The organism is Yersinia enterocolitica subsp. enterocolitica (assembly GCF_901472495.1).
Lineage (GTDB): Bacteria > Pseudomonadota > Gammaproteobacteria > Enterobacterales > Enterobacteriaceae > Yersinia > Yersinia enterocolitica.
The window spans coordinates 4073923-4088298 of record NZ_LR590469.1 but is presented as its reverse complement, the minus strand read 5'-3'; the positions used below and the strand labels follow the sequence as shown (position 1 = coordinate 4088298).

Here is a 14376-nt window from a genome sequence, read left to right as displayed (position 1 = left end):
TGCATTTCCTGACTCACAAATATCTTATCGAGCAACAATACCCTTTCCCCTATTCAAATTAATCTCTACAATAGCGGCGTCTCAACGGGGTGCTAAATTGCAGAAGACGGCAAGTTAGCTGAGAGCAAACCCGTCGAACCTGATCCGGTTAACACCGGCGGAGGGATTTGAGAAAGATAACACCTGTACTTCCTATAGATACCGATGTTAGCTACCGCCTCAGATACCTTTGCCACCTTTATCCTTAAGGAGTGCAAAGTGTTTAAACGCCTTATTCCCTGCTTATTGTTACTGTCTGCGGCCACTGTGGCTGCTGATAAACCCACATTGACAGTGTATACCTATGACTCCTTTGCTGCCGATTGGGGGCCAGGGCCTGCCATTAAAAAAGCCTTTGAAGCCGAGTGCGATTGCCAACTTAAATTTGTCGCGCTGGAAGATGGCGTTTCACTGCTAAACCGCTTGCGCATGGAAGGTAAAAACAGTCAGGCCGATGTCATTTTAGGTTTGGATAACAATTTAGTACAAGCGGCGGAACAAACCGGGTTATTCGTGCCAAGTCAGGTAGATACCAGCAAATTGACCCTGCCGAAAAAATGGCAGAATAACACCTTCGTCCCGTACGACTATGGCTATTTTGCTTTTGTGTATGACAAAAACAAATTAAAAAATCCTCCTAAGAGCCTGCAAGAATTAGTCGACAGTAAAGAGCCGTGGAAGGTCATTTATCAAGACCCACGCACCAGCACTCCGGGTCTTGGCTTAATGTTGTGGATGCAAAAAGTGTATGGTGATAAAGCCCCGCAAGCATGGCAGCAACTGGCGAAGAAAACCGTCACGGTGACCAAAGGCTGGAGCGAAGCCTACGGCTTGTTCCTTAAAAGTGAAGGGGATTTAGTGCTGAGTTACACCACCTCTCCGGCTTATCATCTGATTGAAGAAAAGAAAAGTAACTATGCCGCCGCCGATTTTAGCGAAGGCCACTATCTGCAAGTGGAAGTCGCCGGTGTAGTGGCATCCAGCAAACAGCCAGAACTGGCGCAGCGCTTTATGCAATTTATGGTCACACCTGCATTCCAGAATCATATACCGACCGGCAACTGGATGTATCCAGTGATCAAAATGGATTTACCGGCCGGATTTGACACCCTGACCGTGCCACAAAAAGCATTACAATTTGATGCTAAAGACGTGGCTGATAATCGTGGCAAATGGATTCAGGCATGGCAATCCGCCGTCAGCCGCTGATCCCCGCGTGGTTATGGCCGGGGCTACTGGCCGCTTTGCTGATAGTCGGTGTCGCTTTGCTGGCGTTCACGGCTATCTGGCGGCACGCCCCTGACACGGATTGGCACAGCATCTGGCATGACAGCTATCTGTGGCATGTAATTCGCTTCACTTTCTGGCAGGCGTTTCTCTCCGCATTACTGTCAGTTATTCCGGCGATTTTTTTAGCGCGCGCCTTATACCGCCGTCGCTTTCCCGGCCGCCAACTGCTGTTGCGCTTATGCGCCATGACACTGGTGCTGCCGGTGCTGGTTGCCATTTTTGGTATTCTGACCGTTTATGGTCGCCAAGGTTGGTTGGCGGCGCTATTTGGCTGGTTGGGGATGGATTACCGCTTCTCGCCTTATGGTCTACAGGGAATCTTGCTGGCGCATATTTTCTTTAATATGCCGCTGGCGACCCGTTTGCTATTGCAGTCATTGGAAAGCATTGCCGTTGAACAGCGCCAGTTAGCCGCACAACTGGGCATGAATGGCTGGCAACATTTTCGCTGGGTTGAGTGGCCCTACCTACGCCGCCAGATCCTCCCCACTGCCGCACTGATTTTTATGCTGTGTTTTGCCAGCTTCGCCACTGTGCTCTCTCTTGGGGGCGGGCCGCAAGCCACCACTATCGAACTGGCTATTTACCAAGCACTTAGCTATGACTACGATTTGGGGCGTGCTGCATTATTGGCACTGATTCAGCTGGGATGTTGCCTGGGATTGGTGGTCATGAGCCAACGGCTAAGCTCAGTATTGGCGGTGGGCAATACTCATGGGCAAATCTGGCGCAGTCAGCAGGACAGTGCCTGGTCACGCATCAGCGATACCCTGTTAATCGGCGCGGCATTACTATTGATGGTGCCGCCATTACTGGCTGTCGTGATTGATGGCAGCAATAAAACGATATTAACCGTGCTCCAGCAACCGGCACTGTGGCACGCCTTCTTTACCTCACTGACCATCGCCATTGGCGCAGGGTTATTGTGCGTCACTCTAACCATGATGCTGTTATGGAGCAGTCGTGAACTGAAGCTGCGCCACCACGCGGCTTACGGACAAGCCATAGACGTCAGTGGCATGGTCATTCTGGCGATGCCGGGTATCGTGCTGGCGACCGGCTTTTTCTTATTACTCAATGATACGTTGGGCTTGCCGCAATCCCCTTATGCACTGGTGATTTTAACCAATGCGCTGATGGCGGTGCCCTATGCTTTAAAAGTGCTGGATAACCCGATGCGGGATCTTGCCGAGCGCTATACACCGCTGTGTTTATCACTGGATATTCGCGGCTGGCACCGTTTGCGCCATATTGAACTCAGTGCACTGAAACGCCCTCTGGCTCAGGCGCTGGCCTTCGCCACGGTACTTTCTCTTGGGGATTTTGGTGTGGTGGCGCTGTTTGGTAACGAGCACTTCCGTACCTTGCCATTTTATCTTTATCAGCAAATAGGGTCTTATCGCAGCAATGATGGTGCAGTGACTGCCCTGTTGCTGCTATTACTGTGTTTCCTGCTGTTTACACTTATTGAAAAACTGCCGAGCCGCCATGCTAAAGCTTGAGAAAATCACCTATCTGTACGACCACTTACCGATGCGCTTTGATTTGCGCATTCAACCGGGTGAGCGGGTGGCTATTCTTGGCCCAAGTGGCGCCGGTAAAAGCACTCTGCTGAGTTTGATTGCGGGCTTTTTAGCGCCAGCCAGTGGCCGAATGCTGCTGAATAATCAAGACCATACCATCACCCCACCCGCTCAAAGACCGGTATCGATGTTGTTTCAGGAAAATAATCTGTTCGCGCATTTAACTGTCGAACAGAATATTGGATTGGGATTGCATCCGGGGCTAAAGCTCAATCATGAACAAAGGTTGCTGCTCGGCCTAATAGCGCAACAAGTCGGATTAGAAGCGTGCCTCGACCGGTTACCGGCACAGCTTTCTGGCGGTCAACGCCAGCGGGCGGCGCTGGCACGTTGCTTAGTGCGTAGCCAACCTATCCTGTTGCTGGACGAGCCGTTTTCCGCATTAGACCCGGCACTGCGCAATGAAATGCTGCAATTGGTCAGTCAGGTGTGTACTAACCGCAATCTCACATTACTGATGGTGTCACACAATTTGGATGACGCCGCCCGCATTGCCGAGCGCACTTTATTGGTGGTCGATGGCCGCATTTATTACGACGGCCCCACTCAAGCACTGGTTAACGGCACCGCCCCCGAAGCCAGTGTGCTGGGCATTACTGCCCTGTGAGAACCTTCCACAACAAATGACGATAAATCGGCATAATGGGCTGCATATGCAACCAGATAAAGCTGGCGATGGCCACGATAATAGAAAGCACCGTCACCCAGCGCAAACGGGCCAAAGGCAGCCATTTGCTCAGGCGATCCGGGCTGCGTTTACCAAAACGCCACCAGCGCCATGACAACCAGCACGCCAGCCAAATCAGCATCACAACGATAAACAAGAGCCACTTAAATAGATAACTGTTGGCATTCGGCGGGATATCAATCGCCACGCCCGCGAGTATGCCGGGGAAGAAATAGAGCGGTGGCCAGGTCAGGCAACCAATCACATTCGGTAAGGCAAATTTTACCGGCGGTAGATTTAGCATCCCCGCGACCATCGGGACAATAGGCCGTGTCGGGCCAATAAAACGTCCCAGTAGCACTGTAGCCATACTATGGTTATGCAATGCATGCTCAGTTTTCGCCAATAGCGATTTATGTTTTTTCAGAAAAGACCAGCGGTGCAACGGCTCTTTGAAGCGGCGACCAATAAAGTATGAGAGCCAATCCCCCATCAAGCACCCTACCGTCGCGGCAGCCCAGGCGGTATAAAAACCCACTTCGCCACTACCAATCAATGCGCCGACACTGGTCATCATGACCGTGCCGGGCAGTAACATACCCACCAGCGCCAACGATTCTAAAAAAGTGACTAACATGACGACAAATAGCGTGAAAGCCAGAGATTGCGTCAGTAAATGTAATAAATAGGCTTCCATAGATTTGTCCGTTGGTTAACACCCAAGGCTCAGGGGCAAGGATTGTCCGGCGTGTCGTGAAATGAGTCAATCAACAAATTTCCCCTTCGTCCTTGAAGCCGCAGGGTTGTTAGCTGCGCTTACTCACCCAAATCACTTACTGGCCGTTGACCTTAAAATGAATAGACTCATCGGGATGAGACCACTTGCTGCCTACCTGCAACTCCAATGACTTTGGGTATACATGGAGCGAATGGAAATCATCATTAAAATAGACAAACACTGTATAAATAACCATACTAAGATAGCATAAACTCTCAGGCGTTATTGTTGCAGTCAGTTTGGATGCGGACAGCGCGGAGAAACCGGAGCGTACACGTAGTACGTGAGGATATCGAGCACTGCCCAAGTTCAAAATGACAAATAAAATAGCCTGTACATTACCTATAAAGGTTAGCATTGTGGCGCAACACCGTCAGGGCTTCCTGCTCACCCGCCACTGGCGCGACACGCAGGCAGGCACCGAAGTTGAATTCTGGTTAGCTACCGATGAAGGCCCGCAGCAAGTCAGGCTGCCGCCTCAACCCTCGGTAGCGTTTATCCCGGCCGAACAGCGGCAACGGGCTGAAACCGTGCTGCGTGATGAGCGCCGCTGGCAACTGCGCCCGCTTGAACTGACCGATTTCCATCAACGTCCGGTGCTGGGGCTATATTGCAATCAGCATCGTCAATTAATCCGCCTGGAAAAACTGCTCAAAGAAAGCGGAGTGAATGTCTACGAAGGTGATATTCGTCCGCCTGAGCGCTTTCTCATGGAGCGTTTTATTACCGCGCCGGTCTGGTTTAGCGGCGAAGATAATGGCAATGGCCCACTGCTCAATACCCAAATGAAGCCTGCCGATGACTATCGCCCGACACTAAAGCTGGTGTCGCTGGATATCGAAACCAGCGAACACGGCGAGCTTTATTGTATTGGTTTGGAAGGCTGCGGCCAGCGGCAGGTATACATGTTGGGGCCGCCCAATGGCAATCAGGCCGATGAAACGGCGCTGGATTTCAATCTGGAATATGTCGCCAGCCGCCCGCTATTATTGGAAAAACTCAACCAATGGCTGGAACTGCACGATCCCGATGCCATTATCGGCTGGAATCTGGTGCAATTTGACTTGCGCGTGTTACAAAAGCACGCCGACCGCTATCAAATCCCACTGCGCTTTGGCCGTGGCGGTAACTTGCTGGAGTGGCGGGAGCACGGTTTTAAGCAGGGGCACTTTTTTGCTTCGGCCGCGGGTCGGTTAATCATTGATGGCATTGAAGCATTGAAATCCGCCACCTGGAATTTCCCGTCGTTCAGCCTGGAATCGGTGTCGCAAACCTTATTGGGCGAAGGTAAAGCCAGTGATAGCCCCTATCAGCGGATGGACGAAATCAATCAGCGCTTTGCCCATGATAAACCGGCTCTGGCGCGCTATAACTTGAAAGATTGTGAACTGGTGACGCGGATTTTTGCCAAAACCGAATTACTCAGCTTCTTACTTGAGCGAGCAACGGTCACCGGGTTGGCCGCGGATCGCAGTGGCGGCTCAGTCGCAGCCTTCACCCACCTTTATATGCCACGCATGCACCGTATCGGCTATGTTGCGCCCAATTTAGGCGAGTTGCCGGAAGAGCACAGCCCCGGCGGCTTTGTGATGGATTCTCAGCCAGGATTGTATGACTCGGTACTGGTACTCGACTACAAAAGCTTATATCCCTCGATTATCCGCACTTTCTTAATTGATCCGGTGGGATTGGTAGTGGGAATGTCCCAGCCTGATGAGCAACATGCTGTGCCCGGTTTCCGCGGGGCTTGGTTCTCGCGCGAAAAGCACTGCCTGCCAGCAATTGTTAACCAGATCTGGCAAGGTCGGGAAGCGGCAAAACGTCAGCAAAACAAGCCATTATCCCAAGCCCTAAAGATAATCATGAATGCCTTTTATGGTGTTCTGGGTTCCAGCGGATGCCGTTTTTTCGACCCCAGATTGGCTTCGTCAATTACGATGCGCGGCCACGAAATTATGCGAAAAACCCGCGAATTAATTGAAGCACGGGGCTATCAGGTCATTTATGGCGATACCGACTCAACCTTTGTTTGGCTGAAAAACGCCCACAGTGAAGAACAGGCCGCCAGTATCGGCCAAGAGCTGGTGCAGTATGTGAATCAATGGTGGCAAACCCATATCCGTGAAACCTTTGATCTGCCCTGTGCTCTTGAATTGGAATTTGAAACCCACTATCGACGTTTTTTGATGCCCACCATCCGAGGTGCAGAACAAGGCAGTAAAAAGCGCTATGCCGGGTTGATTTCAACCCCTGCGGGTGACCAGATGATCTATAAGGGGTTGGAGACGGTACGCACGGATTGGACACCTCTGGCCCAGCAATTCCAGCGCGAACTGTATCTAAAGATCTTTCAGCAGCAACCTTATCAGGACTATGTACGGGATTATGTCGCCCGCACCCTCAATGGCGAACTAGACGAACAACTAATTTACCGTAAACGCCTGCGCCGCCGGCTGGATGACTACCAGCGCAATGTCCCACCTCATGCCAGAGCTGCCCGTCTGGCGGATGAGTTTAACCGCAAGCTTGGGCGGCCATTGCAATATCAAAATGGCGGCTGGATAAGCTATGTCATGACCACTGCTGGCCCCGAACCACTGGAAACCCGGCAATCCCCCATCGATTACGATCACTACCTGACACGTCAGCTACAGCCTGTGGCAGACGCTATACTTCCCTTCATGCATGATGACTTCACAACACTGATAACCGGTCAGATGGGGTTATTTTAATCGCAATTGAGCCGTTTTACAGGTGACGCAGCGCTCTGCTTCCATTACCATAGCGCCCTTGCCAAAATTCGCATCAATCATATTTACCAGACTTTTCTATTCATAACAGTCCAACAAAAAATCGAGCCGATAATTTATGCCTTTTACACTTGGTCAACGCTGGATCAGCGATACAGAAAGCGAACTTGGATTGGGTACTGTCGTTGCCATTGACGTACGCATGGTCACCTTACTGTTTCCCGCAACCGGTGAAAACCGCCTTTACGCTAGAAATGATTCTCCCATTACCCGTGTCATGTTTAATCCGGGCGATACCATCACTCACCACGAAGGCTGGCAGCTGAAAGTGGAAGAAGTGTCTGAGGAGAACGGGCTGATTACCTACATTGGTACTCGCCTGGATACCGAGGAAACCGGCGTTTCCATGCGTGAAGTTTTGCTCGATAGCAAACTGACTTTTAGCAAACCGCAAGACAGATTATTTGCCGGTCAGATCGATCGCATGGATCGGTTTGCCCTGCGTTTTCGCGCCCGTAAATACCAAAGTGAGCAGTTCCGCCTGCCCTGGAGTGGTTTGCGCGGCATCCGTGCCAGCTTGATCCCACACCAATTACATATCGCCTATGAAGTGGGTCAACGCCATGCGCCACGAGTCTTGCTGGCCGATGAAGTAGGGTTGGGTAAAACTATCGAAGCGGGGATGATTATCCATCAGCAACTGCTGTCAGGCCGTGCTGAACGTATCCTGATAGTGGTGCCGGAAAGCTTGCAACACCAGTGGCTGGTGGAAATGCTGCGCCGCTTCAATCTGCGCTTCTCATTGTTTGATGACAGCCGCTATTCTGAAGCCCTGCTCGACAGCACCAATCCGTTTGAAACTGAACAAATGGTCATTTGCTCGCTGGACTTTGTGCGCCGTAATAAACAGCGTCTGGAGCAATTAGCCGATGCGTCCTGGGATCTGCTGGTGGTGGATGAAGCACATCATCTGGCCTGGAGTGAAGAAGCACCGAGCCGCGAATATCAAGTTATTGAACAACTGGCCGAGCATATTCCCGGCGTCTTGCTGCTGACCGCAACACCAGAGCAACTGGGCCAGCAGAGCCACTTTGCTCGTTTGCGTCTGCTTGATCCTGACCGCTTCCACGATTACGAAGAATTTATTAATGAGCAGCAAAAATACCGCCCAATTGCCGATGCTGTCACATTGCTGCTGGGTGGTGAGCGCTTAACTGACGATAAGCTGAATCTGCTCGGTGAGCTGATTAACGAGCAGGATATCGAGCCACTGCTGAAAGCGGCAAACAGCCAAACTGAAGATAGCGAAGCGGCACGCCAAGAACTGGTGACCATGCTGATGGACAGACATGGCACCAGCCGTATCTTGTTCCGTAACACCCGTAATGGGGTGAAAGGCTTCCCACACCGTGTCTTGCATCAGATTAAGCTGCCACTGCCAACTCAATACCAAACGGCAATTAAAGTGTCAGGCATTATGGGTGCCAAGAAAAGCCTCGAAGCACGGGCCAAAGACATGCTTTATCCAGAGCAAATCTACCAAGAATTCGAAGGCGAAAACGCCACTTGGTGGAACTTTGACCCACGGGTTGAATGGCTGCTTAACTACCTGATTGCTAACCGCAATGAGAAAGTGCTGGTTATTTGTGCACAAGCCGCCACCGCATTGCAGCTTGAACAAGTGCTGCGCGAGCGCGAAGCTATCCGTGCCGCAGTATTCCATGAAGGTTTATCACTGATTGAACGTGACCGCGCGGCGGCCTACTTTGCCTCCGAAGAAGACGGCGCACAGGTATTATTGTGTTCAGAAATCGGCTCTGAAGGGCGTAACTTCCAGTTTGCCTGCCAACTGGTGATGTTCGATTTACCTTTTAATCCGGACTTGCTTGAGCAACGTATTGGTCGTCTGGATAGGATCGGCCAAAACCGTGAAATCCAAATAATGGTGCCGTATCTGGAAAATACCGCGCAGGCGGTGCTGGTACGCTGGTATCACGAAGGTTTGGATGCTTTCGAGCACACCTGCCCGACGGGCCGCACTATTTATGACAGCGGTTATCAAGAATTGATTACTTACCTGGCAACGCCAAGTGAGCAGGAAGGGCTGGATGAATTTATCCACACCTGCCGCCAGCAGCATGAAGGGCTGAAACTGCAATTGGAACAGGGCCGTGACCGCTTGCTGGAGATGCACTCCAACGGCGGCGAACATGGGCAAGAACTGGCAGAAATCATTGCGGACCAAGACAATGACGTTAATTTAGTCAGTTTTGCGCTCAACCTGTTCGATATTGTCGGGATCAACCAGGAAGATCGCAGCGACAATTTGATTGTGCTGACGCCATCTGACCATATGCTGGTGCCAGATTTCCCAGGATTACCACAGGATGGTTGCACGGTGACATTTGATCGCGAACAGGCATTATCGCGCGAAGATGCTCAGTTTGTCAGTTGGGAACACCCGATCATCCGTAACGGTTTGGATCTGATCCTCTCCGGAGACACCGGAAGCTGTGCGGTTTCTCTGTTGAAAAACAAAGCATTGCCGGTCGGCACTCTGCTCGCTGAATTGGTCTATGTGGTCGAAGCACAAGCACCGAAACACTTGCAATTGACCCGCTTCTTACCCCCAACACCCGTACGGATGCTGATGGATAAGAACGGCACCAACCTGGCAGCACAAGTAGAATTTGAAAGCTTCAATCGTCAGTTGAATGCCGTCAATCGCCATACCTCCAGCAAACTGGTCAACGCGGTTCAGCAAGAAGTTCACGCAATGTTGCAACAAGCAGAAGCACTAGTTGAAGAACAGGCGCGTTTGCTGATTGAAGCAGCCAAGCATGAAGCGGACGATAAATTGAGTGCCGAGCTGGCACGTTTGGAAGCCCTGAAAGCGGTTAACCCCAATATTCGGGATGACGAAATAGAGACTCTGGAACATAACCGTAAAATGGTGCTGGAAAACCTCAATCAGGCGGGTTGGCGTTTGGATGCCATTCGTCTGGTGGTGGTGACACACCAGTAATTTTAAGGCTAAAAACCGGGACTCAGTGCCCGGTTTCCTTTCAGTTCGCTATTCGTCAACCCGTTTCAGGAGCACTAATGGAACCCTATAATCCCCCACGCGATCCTTGGCTACAAATCCTGTATCAGGATGAGCACATCATGGTGGTCAATAAAGCCAGTGGTTTGCTGTCCGTTCCGGGCCGCGCGCCAGAGAATAAAGATAGCGTGATGACCCGCATTCAGGCCGATTTCCCGAGCGCGGAGTCTGTGCACCGATTAGATATGGCGACCAGTGGCGTGATTGTGGTGGCGCTGACTAAAGCGGCTGAGCGTGAGTTAAAGCGGCAATTTCGTGAACGCGAGCCGAAAAAGTCTTATGTGGCGCGGGTATGGGGCCATCTGGCGCAAGATGAAGGGTTGATCGATTTGCCTTTAATTTGCGACTGGCCGAATCGGCCAAAGCAGAAAGTGTGTTATGAAACCGGTAAATCCTCGCAAACTCAGTATCAGGTGCTATCACGGGATGCTGACGGCAGTACGCGAGTTAAGTTATCCCCCATCACCGGCCGCTCACATCAGTTACGGGTACATATGCTGGCGATAGGTCACCCTATTCTTGGTGATGGCTTCTATGCCCATCCCGAGGCTAAAGTAATGGCATCCCGGTTACAGTTGCATGCGCAAGAATTATGTATTACTCATCCAGAGTTTGGGACAGTGATGCATTTTAAATGCGAGCCAGAATTTTGATTCTTCCGTAGCAAATCGATTCAGGATCAAACCAGATCGGAACAGTGACTCCGATCTGGCTTTAGCGTTCCTGACACAAGAACTCTTACTTGAATCCCTTTTCGCGCTTGATCAAATCATACGCGGCCTGGATCTCTTGGGCTTTTTGCTTCGCCATCTCCATCATTTCAGGCGGCAACCCCTTCGCCACCAACTTATCTGGATGATGTTCCCCCATGAGTTTACGGTAAGCACGTTTGATGGTGACACTATCATCAGTACTACTTACCCCCAGCACCTTGCAGGCATCCTCTAATGTCGGGCCATTTGATGTTTGCTGGTAGCCACCTTGAGAGTATCCTCCCTGCTGACCATGCCAGGCACCACCGCCAAACTGACGCCCGCCCTCGATCATGCTCAGGAACTGATCGAACTGACCGCGGGAGATCCCTAACTCTTCAGCAATGACATACAACACTTGCCGTTCATTAGGATGCAATGAGCCATCAGCAAATGCGGCCTGCAACTGGATTTCCAGAAACATCCGAATTAAATCAAAACGCCCAAAGCAAACTCCGCGTAATTCCTGCAACCGCTCACGTAATGGGAAACCACTCTCTTTCCCCTCACGAAATGCTTGCTGTGCCGCGGTTCGAGCTTCGCCATGCAATTGCATTCTATCCATCAATTGGCTGGCGAGTTGAATATCAACCTCCGTTACCCGACCTTTAGCCTTGGTTAAATGTCCCATGACCTGAAAAGTGGTGCGGAAAAAAATTAATTGTCGTGTTTGTTGATCGGCAAAGAAGCCGCGGCGCTTTGTGCTACGCGCCCTGTCGACCATATGGCCAACAAGCAACCCAAGTATCGCACCCCAGACTCCACCGGACAGAAATCCCAGTATTAGACCGAGCAGTTTTCCCCAATACTGCATATACTCCTCAATTCATCATGCCGTCAGTCAAAATTTGCATTATCATACTCGGCATTCAGCTCAGCGCCTAACAGCGAGACGTGTAAACGGCCGGATTTAACACTAGCGCAACTGTGATGAGTAATATAGTCTCAGACCGTTTGCCGGCATGATGCCCCCCGATGACGGAACACCAAAACCGCGTATGAAAAAAAGATTCCCAACACTGCTGGCCACATTGATATGGACGGCACTATATAGCCAGCACACTCTGGCTGACCTTGCCGAGCAATGCATGCTTGGCGTACCTACCTACGACCAACCTTTGGTCACAGGCGATCCGAATCAGCTACCGGTTCGTATAAATGCGGATAAAACCGAAGCCAATTACCCGGACAACGCCCTGTTTACCGGCAATGTTATTGTCCAGCAAGGTAATAGCACGTTAACGGCCAATCAGGTGGAACTGACACAGGTACAAAAACCCGGCGAAGCTATCCCGGTTCGTACCGTAACAGCCACTGGCGACGTTAACTACGACGATCCGCAAATCAAGCTTAAAGGCCCGAAAGGCTGGTCAAACTTGAATACCAAAGACACTGATATGGATAAAGGCAAATATCAGATGGTCGGTCGTCAAGGCCGTGGTGATGCAGATTTAATGAAATTACGTGGTCAGAACCGCTATACCATTTTAGAAAATGGGACATTCACCTCTTGTCTGCCGGGTGATAATAGCTGGAGTGTGGTCGGTTCAGAGGTTATTCATGACCGCGAAGAACAAGTCGCAGAGATCTGGAATGCCCGCTTTAAAATCGGCAAAGTACCGGTGTTCTACAGCCCGTATATGCAATTACCGGTGGGTGATAAACGCCGATCTGGTTTCCTGATCCCTAATGCGAAATATACCAGTAATAACGGCTTGGAATTCATGCTGCCATATTACTGGAACATTGCGCCAAACTTCGATGCCACCATTACCCCTCATTACATGGAGCGGCGTGGTTTACAGTGGCAAAATGAGTTCCGTTATTTGTTGGCTCCCGGTTCCGGTACCATGGCATTGGATTGGCTGCCGAGTGACCGCTTATATCACGGCACTGATGGTACAGAAAAAGACCCCACTCGCTGGTTGTACTACTGGGGCCACTCTGGTGTGATGGATAAAGTTTGGCGTTTCAATGTCAACTACACCCGTGTCAGTGATCCCGATTACTTTACCGACTTAACATCGCAGTACGGCTCAACCACTGACGGCTATGCCACACAAATCTTCAGTATCGGTTATGCTAACCAGAACTGGGACGCCACTCTGGCGTCTAAACAGTTCCAGGTGTTTACGACCGGCGGTAACAATAATGCTTACCGTGCTCAGCCACAGCTGGACATGAACTACTATAAAAATGATATTGGTCCGTTTGATCTGCATGTTTATGGTCAGGCCGCCAAGTTCACCAGTGTTAATCCGGAAAACCCGAAAGCTGATCGTTTCCATATCGAACCATCAATTAACCTGCCTTTGTCCAACGGATGGGGTAGCTTAAATACCGAAGCTAAATTACTGGCAACACATTACCAACAAGATATTCCAAACGGTTTTGCCAGTAATTACAAAAACCAAAATGGTCAGGATGCGACGGTTCCAAACCTAAAAGATTCGGTTAACCGGGTGATACCGCAATTTAAAGTGGATGGCAAGGTGGTCTTTGACCGGCCAATGGATTGGAGTGAGGGCTTTACTCAAACTCTCGAACCACGCGTACAATATCTCTACGTTCCGTATCGGAATCAGGATGATATCTATATTTACGATACCACGTTGATGCAGTCGGACTACTCAGGTCTGTTCCGTGACCGTACTTATAGTGGTCTGGATCGTATAGCTTCAGCCAATCAAGTGTCGACCGGTTTAACTTCTCGCATTTATGATGATGAGCTGGTTGAACGTTTTAACGTTTCAGTGGGTCAAATCTATTACTTTAGCCGTTCGCGGACGGGTAATAGTGAAACCATTGATAACAGTGATGATACTGGTAGCCTGGTTTGGGCTGGGGATACATTCTGGCGTATTAACGATCAACTGGGCCTGAAAGGCGGGGCGCAGTATGATACCCGCTTGGGGAGTTTGACCCTCGGCAATGCAGTAATGGAGTATAGGAAAGACGCCGAGCGGATGATTCAATTGAATTATCGCTATGCCAGCCCTGAATATATTCAAGCGGCAGTGCCAAACGTGAAAAGCCCAGGTTACCAACAGGGTATTTCTCAGATTGGTACCACCGCCAGTTGGCCGATTGCAGACCGCTGGGCATTGGTTGGTGCGTATTACTACGATACCAAAGCCAATCAGCCTGCCAGTCAATTGGTTGGCGTACAATATAATACTTGTTGTTGGGCAATTAACTTAGGTTATGAACGGAAAATCACTGGTTGGAACAACCAAAATGAAACCAGTAAGTATGACAACAAAGTCAGCTTTAACATCGAATTACGTGGTCTGAGCAGCGACCATAGCCTGGGTACTGCGCAAATGCTTGGCTCAGGTATACTGCCTTATCAAAGTGCATTCTGATACTGTGTAACACACTGAATACAGTGAATTTTAACCCGCAAAAGCGGAT

The 14376-nt window shown here is 50.4% G+C and carries 9 protein-coding genes and 1 riboswitch; of the genes, 7 read left to right on the top strand and 2 right to left on the bottom strand.

Annotated elements, in window-relative coordinates:
- Positions 1-75: 75 nt before the first annotated feature.
- Positions 76-184: riboswitch (TPP riboswitch) on the top strand.
- A gap of 74 nt (positions 185-258) precedes the next feature.
- Genes thiB through thiQ form a run of 3 tightly spaced genes read left to right on the top strand, consistent with a single transcriptional unit; the run spans position 259 to position 3519 of the window.
- Positions 259-1248, top strand: a complete 990-nt coding sequence (thiB, locus tag FGL26_RS19305) for a thiamine ABC transporter substrate binding subunit (RefSeq protein WP_005167022.1) — start codon at positions 259-261, stop codon at positions 1246-1248.
- Positions 1224-2831: a thiamine/thiamine pyrophosphate ABC transporter permease ThiP gene (gene thiP / locus FGL26_RS19300; protein ID WP_005167020.1), complete on the top strand. Its 1608-nt coding sequence runs from the start codon at positions 1224-1226 to the stop codon at positions 2829-2831. Before thiB ends, thiP begins: the two co-directional genes overlap by 25 nt.
- Positions 2818-3519 (top strand): thiamine ABC transporter ATP-binding protein ThiQ, encoded by a 702-nt coding sequence (gene thiQ / locus FGL26_RS19295; RefSeq protein WP_005167018.1) that lies wholly within the window; start codon positions 2818-2820, stop codon positions 3517-3519. Before thiP ends, thiQ begins: the two co-directional genes overlap by 14 nt.
- Here the strand turns inward: thiQ and FGL26_RS19290 are convergent.
- Positions 3506-4276 (bottom strand): DedA family protein, encoded by a 771-nt coding sequence (locus tag FGL26_RS19290; RefSeq protein WP_005156936.1) that lies wholly within the window; start codon positions 4274-4276, stop codon positions 3506-3508. The genes thiQ and FGL26_RS19290 overlap by 14 nt on opposite strands.
- A 440-nt stretch (positions 4277-4716) precedes the next feature.
- Between FGL26_RS19290 and FGL26_RS19280 the strand changes: the two genes are divergently transcribed.
- The 3 genes from FGL26_RS19280 to rluA all read left to right on the top strand — a co-directional run bounded on the left by FGL26_RS19280 (position 4717) and on the right by rluA (position 10863).
- Positions 4717-7089, top strand: coding sequence for a DNA polymerase II (locus FGL26_RS19280; RefSeq protein ID WP_005167015.1), 2373 nt, complete (start codon positions 4717-4719; stop codon positions 7087-7089).
- A gap of 136 nt (positions 7090-7225) precedes the next feature.
- A complete protein-coding gene (rapA, locus tag FGL26_RS19275) occupies positions 7226-10132 on the top strand; it encodes an RNA polymerase-associated protein RapA (RefSeq protein ID WP_005167013.1) in 2907 nt (968 codons plus the stop codon).
- Between the two features lie 77 nt (positions 10133-10209).
- Positions 10210-10863, top strand: a complete 654-nt coding sequence (rluA, locus tag FGL26_RS19270; RefSeq protein WP_005167011.1) for a bifunctional tRNA pseudouridine(32) synthase/23S rRNA pseudouridine(746) synthase RluA — start codon at positions 10210-10212, stop codon at positions 10861-10863.
- An 85-nt stretch (positions 10864-10948) separates the two neighbouring features.
- Here the strand turns inward: rluA and djlA are convergent, their stop codons facing one another.
- A complete protein-coding gene (gene djlA, locus FGL26_RS19265; protein ID WP_005167009.1) occupies positions 10949-11776 on the bottom strand; it encodes a co-chaperone DjlA in 828 nt (275 codons plus the stop codon).
- A gap of 184 nt (positions 11777-11960) precedes the next feature.
- Here djlA and lptD point away from each other — a divergent pair, with 184 nt between their 5' ends.
- Entirely contained in the window at positions 11961-14327 is a 2367-nt protein-coding gene (gene lptD, locus FGL26_RS19260) for an LPS assembly protein LptD (RefSeq protein ID WP_005167008.1), read from the top strand.
- Positions 14328-14376: the final 49 nt, after the last annotated feature.